A 23,532-nucleotide genomic window follows, 5' to 3' on the forward strand; every position below is an offset into this window, starting at 1 on the left:
GTCTCAAAAGCGTTATGACTCAGCAAATAAAACCCAAGCTAGCACTAGTCTTCGTTCAACAACGACTGCCAGTCTTTATTTAATAGTGCGCTTACATCATCTCCTGGGATTGCTTTACTGAATAAATAGCCCTGAAATAAATTACAGCCTAAGTTACGCAGAAAGGTCAATTGTTGCTTAGTTTCAACGCCTTCTGCGACGCATTCTTTGCCTAAGTTTTTCGCCAATGCGAGTATTGACTGAATAATCGCTTCATCATCACTATCTATACCAATATCGGTGACAAAGCTACGATCAATTTTCAGTACATCAATCGGAAAGCGTTTTAAATAGGTGAGTGACGCATAACCTGTACCAAAGTCATCCATATATAAGCGACAGCCTAATTGTTTCAACTTTAACATGCTGGTTAACGCTTGTGAGGAGTCATGCATCAGCACTGATTCTGTAATTTCAAACACCACAGAGCTGGCTGATACATCAGCATTAATTAACGCACTGCGAATTTCATCAACTAAATTTTTATACTCAAAATCCAGTGCTGACAGGTTGATAGAAATATATAAATCAGCTCTTTGCTGTTGCCATTGTTTAAGCTCTATCAGTGCTCTAGCTAATGTTTGCAACATAATTTTTGTGATCAAACCGATACTCTCAGCAGCAAGCGCAAACTCTTGTGTTTCATAACTGTTATTTTCTGGCCATCGCAGCAATACTTCTAGCCCTTCAGCCTGATAAGTTTTAGCGTTAACAATCACTTGGTAATGATTACAAAACGCATGATTTTGGTAGGCCTGAGTTAATTGTGACTCTAAATGCAGTGAGCGCTGTACATGCTGATTCATTTCTTGTTTGTAAAATTGATAACAACCTTCCAAGCTCTTTTTCGAATGGTACAGTGCAATATCAGCCGCTTTAATTAAACTTTTCGCACTGAGTGCATCATCAGGCGAAATCGCCACGCCAATACTTAAACTGACACTAATCGCCTGATTGTTAATAATGATATTGTCATTCAAGCTGGCCATCAACTTAACGCACAGTAAAACAACTTCTTCGATTTGTTGAATACCCTCGACTAACAGCATAAACTCATCACCACTAAAACGGGCTACACTGTCTTTCGCCTGTACACGCGATTTGATCCGCAGTGCCACTGTCTTTATTATCTCATCAGCGGCTTCATGGCCTAGTGAGTCATTAAAATACTTAAAGCGTTTGATATTAATATTAAGTAACGCGACTTTTAAATTTTTGCCTTTAGCCTGTTCAAGTGCGTGTTCAACTCGGTCATTAAATAAAGTACGATTTGGTAACCCTGTTAAACTGTCGTAATTTGCTAATAAAAACAATTCATTTTCAGCTGATTTTTGGGCATTAATATCAGTCAGAATAACCACATAGCTTTCTAGACGTTGCTCTGTATCAGCCACCGCACTAATTTTAATAAGCACATGACGCGGCTCGCCATTCGCCAAGCAAACGGTATCTTCTGCAGAAAAATGTTCACCAGCTTGCAGCTCTTTCATTACACGTAAATAGTTAACCCTTACAGCACGACTTAACCCTAGCCGTAATGAACAGCTAGAACGGTAATCAACAGGAAAGTTAAATGCACTCTGCAGTGCTTTGTTAGTAGCTAAAATACGTAAACTTTTATCCAGAATAAATACCCAATCGCGGGTTTGTTCAAATGCAGCGCCAAATAAACGGGCATGTTCTTCAAACACTAACTCACGGGTCATATTGGTATAAGTGCCGGCCACTTTCTCGGGGGTGCTTCCTTGCCAAGCCACCACTTTGCCGAAATCTTTATACCAGCGCCAATAACCTAATTTATGGCGTAAACGATAGGTGCAGTTAAAATAGCCTTTTTCGGTGGATAAAAATTCTAACCATTCAATCCGGAAATTTTGTTTATCTTTAGGATGAATTTTTGCTAAATAATCATCTAAATTAACCGATTCAACATCATAATCTAACTCATTTTTAAGTCGTGGTTGATAAATGATTGGACTTGAAGACTGCCAATCCCACACCCCTGAACGACTCCCTTCTAATGCTAATTTTAAGCGTGCTTCACTTTCTTGACTTTCTCTGTGGGCTGCTAATAATAATTGCTGAATTCGATTGCGGCGTATTATCCACACTGTAACTAATCCAAAAAATACCAATGCATAAAGCACTATAAACTGAGGAGCGCGCCATAGCGGATATTTAACCACTATATCCAGCACGGCCGGTTTTGTGTAGTCGCCAGTAAGCGGATCTTTAGCCCAAATTTTTAATTGGTATTTGCCAGGATTAAGTTTTGGAAATAGCACTCGGTTATTATTACGGGTATAAGATTTTTGCCCACCAGAGAGTTGATACTCGTAAATAATACGTTCCTGATAATTAAATGCCATTGCCGAAAAGGCCACCTCAAGACCTATATCATCGTGCTTTAAGGTAATTGTTTCTATTGGTTGTTTAAGATCCGTAGATAATTCACGAGACATCAAATCAATGCTGGTTATATTTACGTGATCAATTAAGCCATGCCTAGGTTGATTATCATTTGGGTAAAAATAACTAAATCCTTTTAACGTCCCATAGGCAATTTGGCCAGTTTTTAAACGCGTAAATGCACCACTATTAAATTCAGTAGAAACCAAACCTTCTGAAGTCGTAAATTGTTGGAAGTGTTTGTTTTCTGGATTTAATCGCCAGATCCCTTTATGACTGCTCATCCAAATCATTCCAGCATCATCTAACACCATATCGTACAATAAAGTTCCGAGCTTATTTTTACCTAAATCTATGGTATACAGCAGCTTGTAATTTGATGCATCTAGACCAATTAAGCCAAAATTAGATAACGAGATCCACAATATATTATTATTATCAACAACATAAGACATCACATTAACGGCTACATTTTCATGTTGCTGTGGCACGGTATAGATTTTTGTTAAAGCAAATGAGTTTGGATCAACCTGATAAAGTACCCCTGCATTATAAAATAGCGGGGAGTCAAGCTTAGTAGATAAAGGTGGTAAGAAGCCATAAGCCAAAAACGGTTCAAACTCTTCAAATTCACCACCTAAAGGAGTGATCTTTTGGCTGTCGATATTATAAACAAACATGCCATGATCAGAATGAACATAAAATAATTCACCATTTGGCATCAATACTGAGCCATGTACCCAGCCCGTGATCAGGTGCTGCTGGCTTGGGTCGGCTGTTGTCGCTGGGAAAATTTCATAGCTATGCGGATCAAAACTAAAAATCCCGCGATTAGTGCGCAGCCACAATTTATCTTTGTAGGGAGTAATAGCGTAGATATTAAATTCGGTGGTAAATAAATCAGCTTGATAGTCTTTTAAAAACACTTGTCCTTGATTAGTTTTTAAATCAACCGCAGTTAAGCCATTATGAGTTGCTAACCAGAGTTTATCTTCATATTCGGTTATGCCCCAAATAGAAGGGTGCGATAAACCATCACCGGATAGCATACTGGCATTAACATTTTCAAAATGATAATTCTCATAAGGTAAATAAAATGCCCCATCACTTTTAGTAGCTGTCCACATAGCGCCGTTACTATCTTTGACAATATCGATAACACTTGGATCTGTCAGTGAGTATTTACTTTCTTTTAATCTATTATTTTTAGTCAGCTCACCGCTGTTCAAATCGAGACTAAATAAACCTTTATCGGTGCCCAGATCAAGTACCCCATGGTCATTTATTATTTTCCAAATATTAAGATCATTCAATACGGTTTTATTTTTAAAAGGCACATCTGGACGCTCAAACATACTCGGTAAATCACTAATATCAACTTGATATAAACCGCGTACGGCGCCCACTAACAGTTGCTCATTTTCGCCGATTGCAAACGATTTTACATAATTTTGATATACGTGGTCTGGAGCTGTGCTTAAATGCTCTAATTTTCGGTATTGCCCAGTCGCTATATGATAGACATATGCGCCAGTACTAGCGGCAATAAAAATATAACCTTTGTAATGTAATAAATTGCGGATCACGGTATTGCGGGAGCGCTCTGGTAATTCAAAAATAGTCTCAATTTGGCCGGTCGCTAAATCAAGGCGAGCAAAGTCCCAACCACGGCCAATCCATAATGACTTATTATCGGTGGCAACCATACTAAATACTGACTGACTTAAAACTTGCTCTTCACTGGTAGGTTTTGATAAAAATTGTTGGTAGCTATCGGTCCTTGGATCATAGCGAAATAGCCCTGCAATTAACGACGCAATCCAAATATAACCATCTGGGTCTTGATATATAAGGTCAATAATTGCTTCATCTAGCTCACCATTAGGCCCAGCGATATGTACCACCTGATAGCCATCGTAACGATTTAACCCCCCTTCAGTTGCTAACCAAAGATAGCCGCTTTTATCTATCAACATGGTACTAACATAGCTTTGTGATAAACCTTCACTTGGCGATAAACGTTTTACCTGCGCCATAGCAACTTGACTAGCAACAACTGAGGTGGCTAACAAAAAGAATATACAAGTCTTAAACCATTGACCCATTTAAATTTCCACGTAGTTGTTTTAACAAATTAATTCTGCAAGCCGCGACAATTACAAAGTAATGATAAACGCCCCACACTTGATCTTGTCTGGTTGCCCAGCCTCAGGCTTTGTATTGATCATAAAACTTATTCACTAAAGGAGTTTTAAGTAGCTCTAAGCATTCAAAACGCAATACCATCATTAACTTTGCATCATCGCTAAATATTGTTCGAATTGCTGCTTCAAAAACATCTGCTCTGCCACTGGGCGACTATGAATTGTATTGTATATTTGCTCACGAGTACTTTTACCACGTTTTATTTGATAAGCCCAAAACGATGCCTCGTAATCCAATTGAATTTGATATTTTTGTTCACGCGGTAGTAAGCATAAGTTAAACGACATAAATTACCAGCTATTACTAATCATATTAATACCCAGAGTATAACAAACAACTATGCCCAAACCACCTCAAGATGCGAGCGTCATTGGAATGACAAGCGATTTAGGCAAGACATTGATATTAAGCCCCTGGGAAACGTTGAATTCTGTATCCTGAGGTGGCTTGGGTATAAATAAAAGAGTCACGGCTAAACTTGCGCTTTTTAGCTTTTAAACGTAGATTGGTAGTGTTTTTAGTCTTGATATGGAAACGCTGTGATTAAGTACTTCCTTCACCTCATAATGATCAGTTGCTTACTAACGTCACTGAGCACTTTAGCAAACACAAAACAGATGCGATTCAATCGCCCAGCAGATACACCACAAGCTCGCTATGTTATTGAGCTGATGACCCTTGCATATAAGGAACTCGGCTATGATGTAGATATTATTGACTTTAATCACCAAAGCGCTTTATCTGCAGCGAACAATGGCACGCTTGATGGCCAATTAGGACGAATAGCCAGTATCAGCCAACAATATCAAAACTTGCATCAGGTTAACTTTTCGCTATTTGAGTTTAACCTTGTACTATTAAAAAACTGCCAACAATGCACACTTGAGCAGCTAGATAATATCGCTATTCAAGTTGGGTATCCTGCGGCGCAGAGTTATCTTAACGAACACCCTTTTATTGGTGACATTATTAAGGTGAAAAGCGTCACGGCTCAACTTAATTTACTCACTCAAGGTAAAGTCCAAGGTGTGATTTTACTCGACTTTTTATTATCGACTAAACACCCTAAGTTTAATATTAAGCAATTTCAAACTGAAGTGTTGGCACCGATAAAAAGCTTTCATTTTTTGCATTCACGCCATAGCGCGTTAATACCTAAACTTGAAGAGCAACTGCATAAACTCAATGAAAACGGTACAATTCGTTTACTCAGAGCGAAACATAATCTTGATTAAAAACCAAAATCCCCTTGCTCAGGAGCTACTGGTTTAGCGTCAAGTGCTTGGCGTTTTTGCAAGTAACGCTTATAACGTTGTTGACACAAACTGATGACTTGCTTTTTTTCTACGTTTGAAAATGAATTCCAGCCAAAGCGCTCTTCCCTACTTCGGTAGCAACCTTTGCAATAGCCTCGGTTATTTACCTCGCAAATGTTTTTGCAAGGACTTGGAATTTCAAAAATTTCAATTTGTTGCATAGTAAACATCGGCCAATAAACACAACTTTAGTATAGCCCGTTTTTTAAGATGTTTTACAGTAGTTATTGGCCGCTTTCGTTACTATTAAGCTCAACTTTACGATGAAATGGCTTAGCGTACATAGCTAACACCAGTGGTTTTAGCTCATCTGGCACACGCGCCAGGCGCATCTCAAATGCCTGAGCATCGTCTTTATCAATCACCGCTTGTTTACAGCCACCCGCAATGTAGTTCCCGGGATGTAAAAAAAACGAATCAATAATTTGCTGATCAATGGTTTTTGCCAACTGCTCTGCTGATTCACACCCTTCTTTAATTGGTTGTCCAAATGCTAAATGAACATGCCCTTTTGCGGTACTAAAACCTTCAACAATACTGGCAATATCTTCACCCGCTGACTTAACATATTTACCATGATGCTGCTTATGATAAAGCTCTTTGGCTTTGGCTGTTGCGCAAGGTTCATATTGATATGAAATTGATACTGGTACAATTTTTAGCTCACGTATATATTCAGCAAACTCTTTTTTTTGCTTACGACCATTAAGCTGCAACATTTTAAGTAGCGCAGGATCTGTTTGATCAAAGCCATCTTTAGCACGGCCTTCTTTTTGTGCAATCCAAATTGAATTACCGCCAGTAAGCGAATCATAAATATAAGCCGAAAGCTGCGATAATGCTTTGAGCATTTCTTTTGGCGCTTTAACTGAGCGCTTAACAATAAAGCTTTTATTTAAACGCATCAGTTCGGTGATATAAGGGATTTGCAGTAAATTATCACCGATGGCAATACGGACTGTCTTCATTTTATGGCTGAATAAGCCCCAATTAATTAACGCAGGATCAAGTACGATATCGCGATGATTTGAGATAAACAAATACGCTTGCTTTGGATCAAGTTGATCCAAACCAGAAAAAGTCACCTCAGTTGTGGTGCGTTTTACCAGCTGTGCTAAATACTTAGCAACGATTTGTTGAACTTGCTCAACACTGTTGATAGCGCCCCACTTTTTACGTAACTGATACTTTACCAATGTTCTAGACAACAAAGGTATAGCTGATAAAAAACGCGGTAAGTTATATTTTGCAACTACATCAATAAACGCATTATCATCAATCAAACGTGCAACCGAAGCGGCTACTTCATCATCATTGTAAGGTCTTATATCTGCGTACTTGTCCACTGGCTCACTCATTACTGCATCTTTAAAGTTAAAAAACGGTGCGCTCATGCGCACCGTTTATATTCTATGGGCGATTATAACTCAGACAACCTAAAATGCGAACTAAGTCATTAATTTGCTCCATTGTTTATATTTTATAACCGCTAAAAATATATTTAATAACATTCAATTATGCAATACTCTTACCTGTATTACTAAACGCTCTTTTAAGAACTAAACGCACCATTAACAGCGCTAAAATAGTACCACAGAGAAGAGTTAACCAATGTGGTAACACTTGATGTTCTGCACCTAATAATGGTGTAACAACAAAGCCAAACTCTGCCACTAAATAATCGGTTAAAAAGCCAAATATTAAAGCAACGCCTATTACACCTATTAAATAAGCAACCACGGCACGTTTACCAAGCTCATTAGCCACAACACCTAACGTAGCAATATTGGTAGCCGGCCCCGCAAGCATAAATACCAATACGGCTCCCGGAGATACGCCACTCAATAATAACCCAGCCGCAATGGGTGTAGATGCGGTTGCGCAAATGTACATTGGAATACTGATCACTATCACCACCAGCATAGCCAAAATACCACTGCCCCATTGGGTTAAAAATGATTCTGGCACATAAGTTTGCACTAAGGCTGCAAAGAACAAACCAATCATTAGCCAGACCATAGTATCGGATAACAGTTTATTACAGCTAAAACTCATTGCTTGTCGCATCTTCTGCCATTGACTTTGCGATGCTGTAGGTGCTGTATCGCAACAGCTAGTTGCAGCTTTAGACTGAGACGGTTTAGGTGCACAGCAACTAGTTTTTACTTCAGTTTCTGCTGATTCAGACGCACAACAACCAGTTTCCACTGCAGTTTCTACAGCTGCTGTTATTTGTTGTTTATCGCTATCACGCCCTACTAATACACCAGCAACAATAGCACTGCAAATCGCAGCTATGGGACGAATAATCGCCATAAATGGGCCTAATAACACATACGACACTGACACCGAATCAACCCCAGTTTCAGGAGTCGACACTAAAAACGCAGTGGTGGCACTTTTTGAAGCACCAGCACGTCTTAGACCTATTGCAGCAGGTATTACACCGCACGAGCACAACGGCATTGGCGCACCAATAAAAGCAGCTTTAACAGTGGTCAAAAAACCTTCTTTACCTAAATGTTTATTTAAAAAATTTGCCGGTAAATACACATTTAATAACCCGGCAATGAGTAAACCAAGCATTAACCAAGGGGCAGATAATAAAAATAACTGCCAAAAATTATTGAGTAAGTCCATCGATGTCCTCCAAAGTGGTTAATATTGAACAGTTATCTGCGGGCTCTTGTCCGCCACAGCACTTATCAGCAAGTACCGATAGTGATTGATGAAAACGTGTTAGCTCTGCAATGCGCTCTGCGACTAAGTCACGTTTTTGTAGTGTTAAATCTTTTACTTCATGACATGAGTGCTGATGCTTTTTAAATTTAATTTGTAGTAACTCTTTGATCTCAGCCAAACTAAAGCCAACATTTTTAGCACGTAAAATAAACTTCATTTGCTTTAACTCCACTTCACCATAATCGCGATAACCAGACCCAGTTCGATTTGATAGCGTTAACAAATTATGTTTTTCATAGTATCTTAGGGTATCTGTAGAGACACCTAACTGATTAGCAAACTCACCTATTTTCATCTGTGTCTCCAATGAGTGTATTATCAACTGATACCAAGTATAAACCTTAGAGTACACACCAAGGTCAAGCATTAAAATTATTTTATATAATAAAGGAAAGCGCATGAACATTACACTTCTCGATTCTGCCACATTAGCAGGCACATCACTTGAGCCTTTTCAAACACTTGGCAATTTCACTAGTTATTCACTAACCAGCCCAACACAAGTTTTAGCGCACAGTGCAGGCGCTGATGTATTAATCACTAATAAAGTAGTACTTAATCGCGAAACACTGGCAAAACTACCTGAGTTAAAGCTCATATGTGTGGCCGCAACTGGTACTAACAATGTTGATTTAGTCGCCGCGAAAGAATTTGGTATTGCCGTAACCAATGTTGCAGGCTACTCAACACCTTCGGTTGTACAACACACCTTTGCTTTGATCACTAACTTACTCGGTAATACCCACCGTTATATTGCCGATTGCCAACAAGGCTTATGGCAACAAAGTGAGATGTTTTGTCGCCTTGATTATCGTTTTAATGATATTGGCGGTAAAACCTTAGCAATTATCGGTTATGGTTCGCTTGGTAAAGCAGTTGCAGATGTTGCAAAAGCATTTGGTGCAAATGTAATCATTAGTGAGCGTAAAGATCACAGCCCAAGAGAAGGTCGCACGGAGTTTTTTCACGCAATAAAGAGCGCCGACATTATCAGTGTTCACTGCCCATTAACCGATCAAAGCCGCGATCTAATTGGCAGTGAAGAGCTGGCGATGATGAAACCTAGCGCCATTTTAATTAACACCGCACGCGGTGGCATTGTTAACGAAGCACAGTTAGCGCAGGCATTAGAAAATAAACAGATCGCAGGAGCTGGGTTCGATGTGTTAAGCAAAGAACCTGCTGAGCTAGATAACCCACTGGCCGCTTATCGTGGTGATAATTTAATACTGACTCCACATATTGCATGGGCCAGTGAAGAGTCAATCATTCGCTTAGTAAAGCAAGTCAGCTTAAATATTTGCGCATTTAGCCAAGGTGAAAGCTTAAACAGGTTGGTGTAATAAACTAAATTTTAGTTTTTACTACTATGTAAGGTGGTTAAATACAATTTACCACTTTGCAAAAAACAACTAACCACATGATTTTTAATAAATTAAAATATTGGCAGATTCTTTGCTACTTAATAAATAAATTAATAATCACTATTTAGTATCAGGATAAAATAATGAAAAAAGCACTTTTAATTGCCGCCCTTACAGTCCCATTTCTTACTGGTTGTGTCATTGCTGTATCAGACGGTGAAGCAGAAACGCATTGGGCAGGTAATAATTCAAGCTGGGAAAAGCACCATCAATCTAATCGTGAAACTATCGCATCGTTAGGACTAGATAGCAGCTATCAAAGTGTTTTAAATCAACTTAAAACCCCTGACTTTACTGAGTTACTAAAAGAAGACGGCGATGTATATCAAGTGCTATTTTATGTCACTCACAGTATTCACTCTGACGGAAAAGTGACAAAAGATGAATGCACACCACTGATCTTTAAAAACGAGAAGCTGATAGGTGTGGGTGATAGTATTTATAATTCACTTAGTGCCGCCTAGACACTAAACGAAGACAATAAAGAGTGGAGCATACTCACTCTTTATTTACTGTAATAACTGACTTTACTAACTTGCAGCAATAACCCGAGTGATAATTTTATCGCGACCACTCCCTTTAGCTTGATACAAACCTAAATCGGCTTCTTCAAGTAATATATGCTCAGCATAAACTTGACCAAACTCAGTGGTAGCAACCCCAATACTTATCGTAATATGAGCGGCGTTGAGTGATGCTTTATGCGGTATAGCAAGCGCATTAACAGCATCTCTGAGTTTATTAGCAAATTCCAATGCCTCTTGTTGGTTAATATCGGGTAACACAGCGGCAAATTCTTCACCACCGTAGCGCGCAACAAAGTCAGTACCCCCACGCTCACACGCTGCAACTAATGCGTGTGCAACCCGTTTAAGACAGTCATCCCCAGCACGGTGACCATAACAATCGTTATAACGCTTAAAGTGATCTATATCTATTAATAGCACCGATAACGGTGTACCAGCTCGACGACTGCGACGCCATTCACGCGATAAACTTTCATCTAAATAACGTCGATTAGGTATTTCTGTCAGCCCATCAATGGAAGCGAGCATTTCTAACAAGTCATTTTTTTGCTTGATCAATAATTGATTACGCACTCGAGCACGAACAATTGCGGGACTAAATGGCTTAGCAATATAGTCCATCGCGCCTAATTCAAACCCTTTCGCTTCATCATCATCGCTTGTATTAGCTGAAATAAAGATGACTGGAATAGCGTGCGTAGTTGAATTTTCTTTTAACTGAATTAACACCTCATAGCCATTTATGCCAGGCATGACTATATCGAGGATAATTAAGTCAACCGTCGTTGATTTAACAAATGTCAGGGCTTTTTCACCACTTTCAACTAAAAATATTTCGTGATCATTCGCTAATGTTTTTTCCAACACCAATCGATTTAATGGATCATCATCAACGATCAGTATTTTAGCTTTCTTCAACATTTACTGGCCTTGTATTTGAATGTATCTATTTACTCGTGCTAATTCGAATTCTAACTGAGTCAGGGATATATACCCAAGCCGCCTCAAGATGCAGAATTCAGCCTTTCACAGGAGCTTAATATCAACGACACTCGCATCTTGAGGTGGTTTGGGTATACGCACTAATCGTTCCAAAGTATTTGCTTACCTCGGCAATTTTAATTATTGCAGATGACTTATACACAATTTAGCACGTTTATTCACATAAATTGCAATAAATCATTACGTCTTGAAAGCTGACTTAATGCAACAGATTAATTAATTCCCCGCTCAGAATGAATCACTAAAGTATTGTGTCAGGCGATAGGATCCAATTGAGCCACAATATTAACAGTTATACTAAAGAGACACTCAACTGCCACCAGCAGGCGGTACAATAAATACCACAGCCAGTGAACGACAGTAATGTTTTAAAGGTAGAAAGTTCAAACTACAGGCCGATGCTTAGCGCTAACTTTGTGCACAAGGTTAGCGAGCCAAGTGGGACTGTGCAAGTTATAAATTTTCTTCCGCAAACGATGCTAAACGGCTTCTCACCACACCATTTAAGTTAACCGTGGCGCTGCCTTCAAAATCTTTGAAGCGCTCGACAATATACGTTAAACCAGAAGTAACTGGAGTTAAGTAGTTACTATCTATTTGCGCAAGATTACCAGAGCAAATTAACTTAGTACCCTCGCCACAACGGGTAATAATGGTTTTCAGTTGTGAGGCAGTAAGGTTTTGGCTTTCATCTAAAATGACTACCGCATTTTGAATACTGCGACCACGCATAAAGTTAACTGATTTAAACTGTACATTGGCCTTTTCCATAATATAGTTACGGCTTGAAATAGGGTTTTCGTCGCCTTTGTGTAATACCTCTAAGGTATCGGTGATCGCAGCTAACCATGGTGCCATTTTTTCCTCTTCGGTGCCGGGTAAAAAACCGATCGACTCAGCAATTTCTGGAGTATTTCGGGTGACAATGACCTTATCATAAATACCTTTTTCAACCACCATTTCCAAAGCACAGGCAAGCGCTAGTAATGTTTTTCCACAGCCTGCAGGACCGGTTAAAATAACTAACTCAATACCGGTATCAAGTAACGCATCCATTGCCATGCCTTGATAAATATTTTTTGGCTTTACGCCCCATGCCGACTGATGCATTAAACGCTCAACACCGATATCTTTGAGCATAATATGCTGCTCATCATAAGATTTAACTCGTGCGGCAAACTGACCGCTGTCATCAAGTAAATATTCATTACAAAACACATCGGGGATCAAACTTTTTGCCACTTTATGAAATGCATCACGACCATGCTGTTGTGTTTCACATTCGCCCACATGTTGCCAAAAATCGCCAGCAATTTTTTTATAACCACTGGAGAGCAAAGCAATATCATCAATCAGCTGATCGGTACGATAATCTTCAACAAATTTAAGCCCTGCGCCTTTAGCCTTTAAACGCATATTAATATCTTTGGTAACTAATACCACCTTGCTATTAGGGTGTTGTTTTTGCAAATGAACTGCACAATTGATAATACGGTGGTCATTTTCATTACCTGGCAAACCTGAGATAGAATCGACAAATAAATGATCATTAACAATAATAAGCGTGCCAGCCGAAGACGCTTTGGCCTTTTTATTACTAGGTAACGCGACGCCTTTGAGCATTTGTTCTGGTGTGGCATCTTTGAGTACTTCATCCAAACCGCGGATCGCCACACGGGCATCACGGCTGACATCATGCTTACGATCTTTTATATGATCCAGTTCCTCTAAAACTGTCATGGGAATTACAACATCGTGTTCTTGGAATGATAAATACGCGAGGGGTTCATGAAGCAATACATTGGTATCTAGCACATACATTTTACTATCAAGGTTCGAAGCTTTTTCCATAGCACTTTCCTTACGTTTTATGATTTTTATGCTATACCCAACTGATCAAGTAAAACGGGTTGAATGTCCACCCTGAAAAACTTAATTGCTAGGCATATTCTAAGTTTAGCTTAGATGTCATAAAAGTCTGTTTTATGACAAAGCTTTTTTTGTTTTGAATTAATCCTTATTACAGTAACTTTAATAGGAATAATTCACAGTTATTACATTAATTAAAAGTCAGCTGGTTCGCACCTTGCAGTGGTGTTAGCTAACAGGTAACATAGCCGCCTTTTTCTTCATAGACGAGACATACATGAATTTTTCCTTAGGTCAGCGTTGGATCAGTGATACAGAGTCAGATTTAGGATTAGGCACAGTGGTTGCCCTTGAGGGCCGTCAGGTCAGCATTTTATTCCCCGCCAGTGGCGAAAACCGTGTTTATTCAATGCAAGAAGCACCAGTTACCCGCGTGGCATTTAATCCTGGTGATGTGATCAAAAGCGTTGATGAATGGGAACTTGAAGTCGAGTCCATTGAACCTATCGGTGAGCTACTTTGTTATCACGGCACCCGTATTGATAACGGTGAAAAAGCACAATTAAAAGAAACGTTTTTAGATCACTTTATCAAATTTAATAACCCCCAAGACCGCTTATTTGCTGGCCAAGTTGACCGTTTTGATCGCTATACACTGCGCTATCAAACATGGCAACACCAGTTTGAACGCCAACAATCGCCTATTAAGGGTTTGATTGGCCAGCGCGCAAGCCTCATTCCTCATCAGCTTTATATTGCCCAAGAGGTCGGTAAACGCTTTGCGCCACGCGTATTATTGTCTGATGAAGTAGGCCTTGGCAAAACCATTGAAGCGGGGATGATCTTACATCAACAAATTATCAGTGGCCGTGCCAGCCGAGTGCTCATCGTAGTGCCGGAGAACTTACAACATCAGTGGTTAGTTGAAATGCTGCGCCGTTTTAATTTACACTTTTCGATTTTTGATGAAGAGCGTTGCGATGAAGCATTTGCCGACTCACCAAATGTATTCGACACTGAACAGTTAGTACTAACTAGCCTTGAATTTTTAACCAAGAAAAAACGCTGGTTTGAACAAGCAACAATGGCTGATTGGGATTTACTGATTGTTGATGAAGCGCATCATTTAAGTATTACCAACGGTAAACCAAGCACTGAATATCAACGTATGGCTGAGCTTAGCCAAGATATTCCTGGGCTGATACTATTAACTGCAACGCCTGATCAACTTGGTCACCGTAGTCACTTTGCACGCCTACAATTACTCGACCCTGATCGCTTTTACGATTACGACGCCTTTGTAGCAGAAGAAAGTAACTATAAGCATGTGGCAGAGGCTGCAAATCAGTTACTGCAACAGCAAGCCCTTGATGACAACGCCAAAGCCACGCTAATTGAGCTGTTAAAAGAAACCGACATTAGCAAAGTACTAGAGCAAGCACAAAATGGCGATGCAGCAGCCCGTAAAGAAATCTTAGCAATGCTTTTAGACCGCCACGGCACAGGCCGAATTTTATTTAGAAATAGCCGTAGCGGCATTGACGGCTACCCTAGTCGCAAACTACACGCCTACCCAATGGCAATGCCGAAACAATATAAAACAGCAATTTCAGTACTAGGCAATATGAGTGGTATTCAAAATGCTGAGCTTAGTGCGCAACGCGCCCTATTCCCTGAAAAAATATTCCAAGAGTTTGAAGGCGAAAGCGCCAGCTGGGGACAATTTGATCCTCGCGTAGAATGGCTGATCGAGACTCTGAAAACCCTTAAACGCGAAAAAGTCCTGCTTATTTGTGCTAAAGCCGAAACCGCTATCAGCCTTGAGCAAATCCTGCGTGAACGCGAAGCGATTAAAGCCTCAGTGTTCCATGAAGGCATGACAATTATTGAGCGAGATCGTGCCGCCGCATTCTTTGCTGATGAATACGACAACGCACAAATATTATTGTGCTCTGAAATTGGTTCAGAAGGTCGTAACTTCCAATTTGCTCATCACTTAGTGTTATTTGATTTACCACTGAACCCAGATTTACTTGAGCAACGTATTGGTCGCCTAGACCGTATTGGCCAAACTCAAGACATCAACATCCATGTACCGTACTTTGAAAACAGCGCACAAGAAGTATTACTACGTTGGTATAACGAAGGCTTAGATGCCTTTGAAACCACCTCAAGCACTGGGCAACTTTTGTATAAAGAATATAAAGATGAGCTACTTGAATTTATAGCCGCCCATAACTGTGATGAAGATGATCTAGAGCCATTACTAGAGCAAGTAGCCGGTCAAAATACCGTACTGCGTAAACAAATGGAAAACGGCCGTGACCGTTTGCTTGAGTTACACTCATCAGGTCAAGGTGCAGCAGACTCGCTGGTTGTTGATATTGAAAAACTAGACAACCAGTTTGAACTACCAAGTTATATGATCAACGTGTTTGATACCTTTGGCGTTAGCCAAGAAGATAAAGGTGAAAACACTATTATCTTAAAGCCAACGGAGCATATGCTAAATCCGTCATTCCCAAGTTTAAAAGACGACGGCATGACAGTCACGTTTGACCGTGACACGGCATTAGCACAAGAAGATGTACATTTCATCAGCTGGGATCACCCTATGGTGCAAGGCACCTTAGACATGATCTGTGATGATGACTTTGGTACTGCGTCAGTCGCATTGCTTAAAAACAAAAAATTACCACCAGGCACCTTCTTTGTTGAGCTAATTTACGTAGCAGCAGCCATGGCACCAAAAGCGCTGCAAATTGGTCGCTTTTTACCACCGACGCCAATTCGTATATTGCTCGACAAAGCCAGTAATAACTTAGGCGATAATGTAGGTTTTGATGGTTTTAACCAGCAGCTTTCAGCCGTAGGCCGTCAAACAGCCAGTAAACTTGCTGGAGCATTACAAAGTGCGATTCACCCGATGCTTAAAACAGCGCAAGAAATGGCGCTAACTAAGCTAGAAGTTATTAGAGCTGAAGCACTTGAGCAAATGCAACAATCACTCAGTGAAGAGCAAGCACGTTTAGCGGCGCTGAAACAGATCAACCCTAACATCCGTGAAGAAGAGCTCACCTTCTACGACAAGCAACGCACAGAGCTGACAACTTATATTGGCAAAGCACAGTTGCAGTTAGATGCAATTCGCTTAATTGTGGTATCACATTGATTTGAGAAGTGAGCTTTTTTATTGCATTTGCGCGGGGTAAACCCGCGCCTAGCAAATATTGCATCCGATCTTCCGCACCCACTTTAAGAATAAATTTTCTGATACTGTTTGCCCAAACAATTAATAATGATTTGATTTACAACTTAAAAGCAACATATATATTAAGTATAAATATCCTTGCATTACAAGGATATATTTAAATTCTTACCTTGTTATAGGTATTATTCACTTGGTATCATTTTTAAAACATCATACTCAGGGCGGTTTAAAGCTGGTCGAGCTTGAAATCTAGAAGTTTATACCAGCTCAATTAGGTGTTTTCTGAAATATGGGCTTTTAATTGATTTGAAACTTGATTAACCTACATACTGACTCTGTTTTTAATCATGTTTTATTTGCGTAACTATTTGGTCATTAACAGAATTCAACTTCAAGTTTCTTAAGATCCAACCTATGAGGGTGGGATTAGTTACTTACTAAATACAATATTTAATAATTATGGAATGATTTATAATGAAATACATACTTTTCACTTCTTTTTTAGGCCTAGTCTCTTTTTTTGGTACTTCTGCAGAACAACCTCTTTATAAAGAATGTTCTAAATGTTCTTCTATTGAGCAATTTGAAGTGGCTGCGAAAGCCGAATCAAAACTGAATAAACCTCTTAACGTTTATGTAATGAATTTAGATAAAGGAAACATTGAAAAATTTAAAGTTTCTAAGGTTATTTCTGGATATAGAACCATTCCAGGAGGTGGTGAACCAGATGGTAATGGTGGGAAAGTTCCTGATAGGAAAATCCCTATTTATTCTGTATCTACAACTAGTTATGGTGTGGAACAAAATGTTTTAAATACCTTTTATGCTTTATCAAGTGCAAAAAACTCCCTAAAAAATAGTTTAGCTGAAATGGAAGCTGACGTTGTACCAACTAGCATTGCAAATAGTGCGTGGGATTTAGTGGGAGCTAGTTCAGTGCAAAACTCTGTTTCAGATCACTATAACCAATACAATGGCGTATTAGATAAAGTTGTTAACCTTACAAATATAGCCGGGCAACTTAGTGGTATAGTGGAAATAGATAAAGTCATGATAGAGGTTTCTTTTAATGATAAAAGCACTGCTATATTTTCATTATACGCAATAATTAATGGAAAGCTCATCTGGGACTTTGAACATGGTACAGATGTAGATAATAATATGATTGAACCATCACTTTCAACGACTAGAGCTGAGCAATATGTTTTTGAAAAAGGTGGAGCTTCAGTATTCTCTGATTTTTATGATGCAGCAACGCGAGCTGGAGTAACTTTTATTGGTAGTAGCGGATCTACAGGACGAGTAACTTGTGTGAATAAAGGTATTGGAAAGTATATATGTACATACACTAGATAATCTTGGATGTTTTATAGTGAAAAAGAAGATTGTCGGGTTATTTTTTATTCCATCCTATGATTATATGGGGTGTTTTTTTAAGTTTAACTTGGAGTTTTCTTGGTTTTTGGACGAAAACTACAAACTTTTAGATTTAATATATTCTACTTTTAGTTTTAGCATTTTCTCTATCGGTCTGTGGCTTTTAGCTTCTAAAGCTAGAGTATTTATAATGCTCTTATTTTGGATGATGTTTGTTTTTTATCAAACAGTAGTATGGGGATTTAGCGGTAATAGGTATCTGTCTAAGACTGAAGTGAATTCAGAAATTGATTTAGCCGTGATTCCGTATGATGTTGGAGCTTTTTCTTCTGAGAGTTTTGTTAAGTTAGAAAAGTTTAAAAGGAAATTTGAGTAAATTCAGAAACACCTTTAAATAGTAATGTGCTCGAAACGTTTTTATGTAAATACTGCCCCTGTTATAAACACAACACGCAGATGTGAGTTAATTAAATGGATTATTTTTGTGGCAGTAAATTATTTTTCATAGCAGAAAACCAAAGAGAAAATTAAACAGAGCCACTATTAACGCCGAATTGACACATCAAAGCAACGCAGCCAATTTCAACTTCTTACCGCCGCTTATTTGATGACATTGTGCCAACAACAATTCTGCGGTAGCCATGGCATCGGTAAGTGCATGATGGCAACCATAATGAGGTAGCTCATAACGCGCCCGACAAGCACCAAGGGTTAAATCATCCAAGCCGATTTCCTGCCCTTGTTGGTGCAAACGTTTTTTTTCAATCTGAAAAGTATCAATGATCAATAAAGGCTGCACATCAATATTATGTGCTTGAAATGCCTGCTTTAAAAATCCCCAATCTAAAGTCGCATTGTGAAATACCAAAATAGCGTCCGAAAAATGAGCGCTTAGCTTAGCTAAAATGGCCGCTAAGCTTTGCCCTGTTGCGACATCTTGCTGGGCAATTCCATGATAAACAGGGCTTTGCTCAAGGCGCAGCACATCTTTATTTATGGCGTGCTGAGCTTGGCTCAATTTAATACATTGATTTTCTATCAACACCCACGCAATCGAGACAATCTCATGCTGTTTTGGATCAAACCCAGTCAGCTCTAAATCAATTACTATATAGCGCTGTACTAGTGCATTTTGAGCAAGTAATTGCTTACGCGCAAAATAGCGACTCAGCCAACGTTTAACCACTTAGCTTGTCACCTTATTCACAGCAAAACACATACTTATAAACTCCCACGAGCAAACTTAAATGCCGCGGCTTGTTGTGCGAGCTTGAGTAAATAGAAGGCTTCTTTTAATTGGTGACGTTCTAAGGAGCTTAACTTATCAGGGTTAATACAATTACTGGGTAATCCTTCTTCATTTATTTGCGTGCGTAAGCGTAACTGAGTGAGAAATCGCCAACAATCTTTAAGGTTATATACATCGTGATCACTTAATAATGAGTGCTTCAGTAATGCATCTAAGCGCTCTTGGGTGTTTGCTCGGCGTATACCTGCTTTTAACGCATATAAACGTACAATGTCATTGATGATCACTACGCCACGCTTTTTCAAATCGATGTATTTATGCTGTTTCGCATCTTTTTCGAGTTTAAACTGATTAAATAAACCAATTGGTACTGAGTTAGATTTAATATCGGTTGCCATTGCCGCGTAAAATAATTCGTTACGAGAAATACGGGTTAGCTGCTCACAAAATGCGGTGTAAAGCGCTGTAGAACCTTCAATAAAGCGTAAGTCAAAAAATATTTTACAGTTCAGCATAGCCTCAGGCGTTGGGCTTTTTATCCAAGCAAAAAACTTTTCACACCAATCAGATATACTCATTCTGCATAATTCACTGCTGGCCATTATGTTACCTGGACAACGCCTGATACCGCACTCGACCAACTGCTCACAAACAAACTCTCCCATGCGGCGGTAATAATCTTGATGTTGCTCTGATAAATCATCAGGTAGTAATAAGCCGTTGTCTTGATCTGAATGCAAGGTTTGCTCTTCACGGGCTTGTGAACCAAAACAAATAAAGCTAAAACTGGTCGGCGCCGCTCCGCACTCTTCTTGAAATAAGTAAATTAGCCGAGAGGTAAGCGCATCGGTCAAGCCACTGAGCAGTTTGCCGATCAACGATATATCATCAATATTATGAGAAAAACTGCGCAGCAACCCTGGTATTTCAGCCGCGTAGCGCTTTAAATCAGTCACACTATGGGATTTATAAATACGGCCAATTAATTGTACTGGGTCGCTTTTTTGTTGGCGTAATAAATCGGTACTGGTGATCATCCCTAGTGCTTTATGGTGTTCATCCAATACGGGGAGATGGTGAATATTATGTTTGAGCATTAAATGTAACGCCGAAAACACGCGGTTATTTTCAAAAATAAACTTTGGTTTAGCACTCATTATGGTACTAACAGCTTCTTTAGGGTCAACTTCGTCGGCCAAGACGCGATTGCGTAAATCGCGATCTGTTACCACCCCTACTAAGCGTTCATACTCAGTAACCATAATTGATGAAACACCGTGCTCTTTCATTTTTTTAGCCGCTTGGCGAATGCTTGCATCCGGTGACAAGGACACTGCTTTGCGAGACATCAATTCTGATATTTTACGCTCAGACCAGCTATTATTCTGGCTTTTATAATGCGATGATAACAACCGATTAGCATGGGCACGCACAAAGTATTGTTCAAACGGTTTATATTCACGACGCAGATAGTCAAACGCGTCTTGGTTGAGCATATAAACAATGCCCTCTTTTTGCACTGCTAAACGATTTTGAATTGCTTCGCCAGTCAGTAATGAAGGAAAACCAAAATAATCACCTTGTGCTAAACGGGTGATCACATCGCCTTTTGCATCCACTAAGTCATACAAGCCAGAACGAATTAAAAACAGTTTAGGTGACTCTGATTGCAGCCATTGCGTTTGGTTTTCACGAGTCAAATAAATAACATCAAGATGTTTTACAAAGTAATCTGTTGCGCTGTGTTCTAGGTGGCTAAATGGCGTTTGTGCTAGCACAAACTGGGCGACTTCTTGCTGCTCACTATTCATCTGTTTACTCACAAAAACAATCGTACAACCACTGTACTGCTATCTGTCGCAAATAAAAAGCCCGATTTAATTCGGGCTTTTGGGTCTACCTATTATGAATTAATAAAGTATCAGCGTTGTTAGTGAGCATGTGCTTCACTAGACCCTTTAGGGTTACGGATACCTTCAACCATTTCTTGAATTTCAAGTGGTGTATCAGCGGTAAACTTAACCACAATTGCAGCCACCGCAAAGTTAATAAACATACCAACTAAACCAATTCCTTCTGGTGAAATACCAAGGAACCAATGTTCAGAGTTATTGAGTTCTGGGCTGATGAATTTGAAGAAGATAATATAAGCAGCAGTAAAGGTGATACCTGTTACCATGCCTAAAATCGCGCCTTCTTTATTCATCTTCTTAGAGAAAATACCCATGATGATCGCCGGGAAGAAACTTGCAGCAGCTAAGCCGAATGCAAATGCCACCACCGATGCTACAAATCCAGGCGGATGAATACCAAAGTAAGCGGAGATAACAATCGCAACCATGGCCGCCAACCTCGCTGCGAGTAACTCTTGTTTATCATTAATGTCGGGTTTTAAGGTTCGCTTGAGTAAATCGTGCGATACGGAGGTCGAAATAACTAATAGTAAGCCTGCGGTTGTCGATAATGCCGCAGCAATACCACCGGCAGCCACGAGTGCCACAACCCATGCTGGTAAATTAGCAATTTCAGGATTCGCAAGTACCATAATATCGCGGTCAACGTTAACTTCGTTTGCGCTGTTTGGATCATCAATTTTACCTGCTGTGTAGAACATTTTACCATCACCATTTTTATCATTAAAAGTGATTAATCCCGTTCTTTCCCAATTTTTGATCCAACCTGGTGCATCTGCGTATTCTGTACCACTTCCGTCTTTACCATTTATAGTATCAATCATGTTTACACGGGCAAACGCCGCAACCGCTGGTGCTGCTGTGTAAACAATGGCAATGAATACTAAAGTCCATGCCGCTGAGATACGTGTATCTTTAACGCGAGGTACAGTAAAAAAGCGAACAATTACATGTGGAAGGCCAGCAGTACCCACCATTAATGCACCTGTGATTGCAAATACATCAATGATGCTCTTAGAGCCTTCAGTGTATTGAGCAAAGCCAAGCTCAGCGCTTAATCCATCTAACTTATCAAGCACATACATACCTGAGCCATCACTTAAAGTGGCACCAAAACCGGTTTGCGGTAAAATGTGACCCGTCATCATCATAGAGATGAAGATAGCTGGAACAAGGTAAGCAAATACCAGTACACAATATTGTGCTACTTGCGTGTAAGTAATGCCTTTCATGCCGCCAAGTACAGCATAAAAGAATACGATAACCATACCAATGTAAACGCCAGTGTCAATTTCAACTTCTAAGAAGCGAGAAAATACCACGCCTACACCACGCATTTGCCCTGCAATATAGGTAAAACAAATGAAGATAGCACACAGAATTGCGACCAAACGCGCTGTACGTGAGTAGTAACGGTCGCCGATAAAATCAGGTACAGTGAATTTACCAAACTTACGCAAATAAGGAGCTAAACACATGGCAAGTAAAACATAACCACCAGTCCAACCCATTAAGTACACGCCACCATCGTAACCGGCGAAAGAGATGATACCCGCCATGGAGATAAATGACGCAGCACTCATCCAATCTGCAGCGGTTGCCATACCATTAGCAAGAGGTGGAACACCGCCGCCTGCCACATAAAATTCATTTGTTGAGCCCGCTCGAGCCCAAATTGCAATGCCGATATAAAGCGCAAAGCTTAAACCGACAATTATAAACGTGAGTGTTTGAACATCCATTGCTTAGCTCCTATTCGTCTACGCCGTATTTTTTATCTAACGTATTCATTTTGAAAACGTATGCAAAAATCAAAATTATAAAGGTGTAAATCGAGCCTTGCTGGGAGAACCAGAAGCCAAGTTTAAAACCAAAGAAACGCACTTCATTAAGTACATCAACCAGTAGTATGCCAAAGCCAAACGACACGACAAACCAAACTGCTAATAATTTAAACAGCAGTGAAATGTTTTCCGCCCAATAAGCTTTTGCTTGTTCTTCATCTTTAAAAGCCATTTTATTTTCCTCTTTAACATCTGTAAAAAGTGATGTGTTCGATTTATTCTCGGTTATAAACTTAGCAATACCTGAATAATATTGAATTGAGACCATGGTCGTAACAACGAGTTAACGTTTACGTAAACTGCGAGAATTGATTAATTAGAAATAATAAAAACACTTTATTATCATATGGTTAATAATTTAAAGTGGGTGATTTCAACTATTTATCTAGGCTATATTACACACGT

At 39.5% G+C, this 23,532-nt stretch carries 18 protein-coding genes; 6 read left to right on the plus strand and 12 right to left on the minus strand.

Going from position 1 to position 23,532, the window contains the following annotated elements; translation table 11 throughout:
* Positions 1–44 precede the first annotated feature (44 nt).
* Complete coding sequence (locus HHO47_RS09245) at positions 45–4,553, minus strand: EAL domain-containing protein (RefSeq protein ID WP_169020036.1); 4,509 nt, start codon at positions 4,551–4,553, stop codon at positions 45–47.
* 183 nt (positions 4,554–4,736) lie between these two features.
* Positions 4,737–4,940, minus strand: a complete 204-nt coding sequence (locus tag HHO47_RS09250) for a DUF3283 family protein (protein ID WP_169020037.1) — start codon at positions 4,938–4,940, stop codon at positions 4,737–4,739.
* Between the two features lie 330 nt (positions 4,941–5,270).
* Between HHO47_RS09250 and HHO47_RS09255 the strand changes: the two genes are divergently transcribed.
* On the plus strand, positions 5,271–5,888 hold the full coding sequence (locus tag HHO47_RS09255) for a transporter substrate-binding domain-containing protein (RefSeq protein WP_248290967.1): 618 nt from the start codon (positions 5,271–5,273) through the stop codon (positions 5,886–5,888).
* On the opposite strand, the gene HHO47_RS09260 is transcribed toward HHO47_RS09255, so the two are convergent.
* The 4 genes from HHO47_RS09260 to zntR all read right to left on the minus strand — a co-directional run bounded on the left by HHO47_RS09260 (position 5,885) and on the right by zntR (position 9,006).
* Positions 5,885–6,130 carry a DUF1289 domain-containing protein gene (locus tag HHO47_RS09260; protein WP_169020038.1) on the minus strand — a complete coding sequence of 82 codons (246 nt, stop codon included), beginning with the start codon at positions 6,128–6,130 and terminating at the stop codon, positions 5,885–5,887. The two genes, HHO47_RS09255 and HHO47_RS09260, sit on opposite strands and share 4 nt — an antisense overlap.
* Before the next feature lie 63 nt (positions 6,131–6,193).
* Positions 6,194–7,327: a 1-acyl-sn-glycerol-3-phosphate acyltransferase gene (locus HHO47_RS09265; RefSeq protein WP_169020039.1), complete on the minus strand. Its 1,134-nt coding sequence runs from the start codon at positions 7,325–7,327 to the stop codon at positions 6,194–6,196.
* Between the two features lie 157 nt (positions 7,328–7,484).
* A complete protein-coding gene (locus HHO47_RS09270) occupies positions 7,485–8,609 on the minus strand; it encodes an SO_0444 family Cu/Zn efflux transporter (protein WP_169020040.1) in 1,125 nt (374 codons plus the stop codon).
* A complete protein-coding gene (gene zntR / locus HHO47_RS09275) occupies positions 8,593–9,006 on the minus strand; it encodes a Zn(2+)-responsive transcriptional regulator (protein ID WP_169020041.1) in 414 nt (137 codons plus the stop codon). The genes HHO47_RS09270 and zntR overlap by 17 nt, the downstream gene beginning before the upstream one ends.
* Before the next feature lie 103 nt (positions 9,007–9,109).
* On the opposite strand from zntR, the gene HHO47_RS09280 reads away from it, so the two are divergent.
* Both HHO47_RS09280 and HHO47_RS09285 read left to right on the plus strand, forming a co-directional pair.
* A complete protein-coding gene (locus HHO47_RS09280; RefSeq protein WP_169020042.1) occupies positions 9,110–10,054 on the plus strand; it encodes a D-2-hydroxyacid dehydrogenase in 945 nt (314 codons plus the stop codon).
* Positions 10,055–10,218: 164 nt separating this feature from the next.
* Positions 10,219–10,599 carry a DUF3192 domain-containing protein gene (locus tag HHO47_RS09285; protein ID WP_169020043.1) on the plus strand — a complete coding sequence of 127 codons (381 nt, stop codon included), beginning with the start codon at positions 10,219–10,221 and terminating at the stop codon, positions 10,597–10,599.
* A gap of 66 nt (positions 10,600–10,665) precedes the next feature.
* Here HHO47_RS09285 and HHO47_RS09290 read toward each other — a convergent pair whose 3' ends face one another.
* Both HHO47_RS09290 and HHO47_RS09295 read right to left on the minus strand, forming a co-directional pair.
* Positions 10,666–11,583, minus strand: coding sequence for a diguanylate cyclase (locus tag HHO47_RS09290; protein ID WP_169020044.1), 918 nt, complete (start codon positions 11,581–11,583; stop codon positions 10,666–10,668).
* A gap of 534 nt (positions 11,584–12,117) precedes the next feature.
* Positions 12,118–13,515, minus strand: coding sequence for a PhoH family protein (locus HHO47_RS09295; RefSeq protein WP_169020045.1), 1,398 nt, complete (start codon positions 13,513–13,515; stop codon positions 12,118–12,120).
* 295 nt (positions 13,516–13,810) lie between these two features.
* Here HHO47_RS09295 and rapA point away from each other — a divergent pair, with 295 nt between their 5' ends.
* From rapA to HHO47_RS09310, 3 genes are all read left to right on the plus strand, one after another.
* Positions 13,811–16,705: an RNA polymerase-associated protein RapA gene (gene rapA / locus HHO47_RS09300; RefSeq protein ID WP_169020046.1), complete on the plus strand. Its 2,895-nt coding sequence runs from the start codon at positions 13,811–13,813 to the stop codon at positions 16,703–16,705.
* A gap of 513 nt (positions 16,706–17,218) precedes the next feature.
* The gene (locus HHO47_RS09305; RefSeq protein ID WP_169020047.1) at positions 17,219–18,100 is read left to right on the plus strand and encodes a hypothetical protein; all 882 of its coding nucleotides are present in this window, start codon (positions 17,219–17,221) and stop codon (positions 18,098–18,100) included.
* Between the two features lie 16 nt (positions 18,101–18,116).
* Positions 18,117–18,497, plus strand: coding sequence for a hypothetical protein (locus tag HHO47_RS09310; protein WP_169020048.1), 381 nt, complete (start codon positions 18,117–18,119; stop codon positions 18,495–18,497).
* 186 nt (positions 18,498–18,683) lie between these two features.
* Here HHO47_RS09310 and HHO47_RS09315 read toward each other — a convergent pair whose 3' ends face one another.
* The 4 genes from HHO47_RS09315 to HHO47_RS09330 all read right to left on the minus strand — a co-directional run bounded on the left by HHO47_RS09315 (position 18,684) and on the right by HHO47_RS09330 (position 23,299).
* Entirely contained in the window at positions 18,684–19,307 is a 624-nt protein-coding gene (locus HHO47_RS09315; protein ID WP_169020049.1) for an exonuclease domain-containing protein, read from the minus strand.
* Between the two features lie 35 nt (positions 19,308–19,342).
* Positions 19,343–21,181 (minus strand): DUF294 nucleotidyltransferase-like domain-containing protein, encoded by a 1,839-nt coding sequence (locus HHO47_RS09320; RefSeq protein WP_169020082.1) that lies wholly within the window; start codon positions 21,179–21,181, stop codon positions 19,343–19,345.
* Positions 21,182–21,300: 119 nt separating this feature from the next.
* The gene (locus HHO47_RS09325) at positions 21,301–23,025 is read right to left on the minus strand and encodes a sodium:solute symporter family protein (protein WP_169020050.1); all 1,725 of its coding nucleotides are present in this window, start codon (positions 23,023–23,025) and stop codon (positions 21,301–21,303) included.
* A 10-nt stretch (positions 23,026–23,035) separates the two neighbouring features.
* A complete protein-coding gene (locus HHO47_RS09330; protein ID WP_169020051.1) occupies positions 23,036–23,299 on the minus strand; it encodes a DUF4212 domain-containing protein in 264 nt (87 codons plus the stop codon).
* Between the last annotated feature and the right edge of the window lie 233 nt (positions 23,300–23,532).

The organism is Pseudoalteromonas arctica, from assembly GCF_012927645.1.
Lineage (GTDB): Bacteria > Pseudomonadota > Gammaproteobacteria > Enterobacterales > Alteromonadaceae > Pseudoalteromonas > Pseudoalteromonas arctica_A.

Excerpts from the sequence above, each read along its gene's own strand:
- HHO47_RS09245 (WP_169020036.1), bottom strand. The coding sequence starts at position 4,553 with ATGGGTCAATGGTTTAAGACTTGTATATTCTTTTTGTTAGCCACCTCA.
- HHO47_RS09250 (WP_169020037.1), bottom strand. The coding sequence starts at position 4,940 with ATGTCGTTTAACTTATGCTTACTACCGCGTGAACAAAAATATCAAATT.
- HHO47_RS09255 (WP_248290967.1), top strand. The coding sequence starts at position 5,271 with ATGCGATTCAATCGCCCAGCAGATACACCACAAGCTCGCTATGTTATT.
- HHO47_RS09260 (WP_169020038.1), bottom strand. The coding sequence starts at position 6,130 with ATGCAACAAATTGAAATTTTTGAAATTCCAAGTCCTTGCAAAAACATT.
- HHO47_RS09265 (WP_169020039.1), bottom strand. The coding sequence starts at position 7,327 with ATGAGTGAGCCAGTGGACAAGTACGCAGATATAAGACCTTACAATGAT.
- HHO47_RS09270 (WP_169020040.1), bottom strand. The coding sequence starts at position 8,609 with ATGGACTTACTCAATAATTTTTGGCAGTTATTTTTATTATCTGCCCCT.
- zntR (WP_169020041.1), bottom strand. The coding sequence starts at position 9,006 with ATGAAAATAGGTGAGTTTGCTAATCAGTTAGGTGTCTCTACAGATACC.
- HHO47_RS09280 (WP_169020042.1), top strand. The coding sequence starts at position 9,110 with ATGAACATTACACTTCTCGATTCTGCCACATTAGCAGGCACATCACTT.
- HHO47_RS09285 (WP_169020043.1), top strand. The coding sequence starts at position 10,219 with ATGAAAAAAGCACTTTTAATTGCCGCCCTTACAGTCCCATTTCTTACT.
- HHO47_RS09290 (WP_169020044.1), bottom strand. The coding sequence starts at position 11,583 with ATGTTGAAGAAAGCTAAAATACTGATCGTTGATGATGATCCATTAAAT.
- HHO47_RS09295 (WP_169020045.1), bottom strand. The coding sequence starts at position 13,515 with ATGGAAAAAGCTTCGAACCTTGATAGTAAAATGTATGTGCTAGATACC.
- rapA (WP_169020046.1), top strand. The coding sequence starts at position 13,811 with ATGAATTTTTCCTTAGGTCAGCGTTGGATCAGTGATACAGAGTCAGAT.
- HHO47_RS09305 (WP_169020047.1), top strand. The coding sequence starts at position 17,219 with ATGAAATACATACTTTTCACTTCTTTTTTAGGCCTAGTCTCTTTTTTT.
- HHO47_RS09320 (WP_169020082.1), bottom strand. The coding sequence starts at position 21,181 with ATGAATAGTGAGCAGCAAGAAGTCGCCCAGTTTGTGCTAGCACAAACG.
- HHO47_RS09325 (WP_169020050.1), bottom strand. The coding sequence starts at position 23,025 with ATGGATGTTCAAACACTCACGTTTATAATTGTCGGTTTAAGCTTTGCG.
- HHO47_RS09330 (WP_169020051.1), bottom strand. The coding sequence starts at position 23,299 with ATGGCTTTTAAAGATGAAGAACAAGCAAAAGCTTATTGGGCGGAAAAC.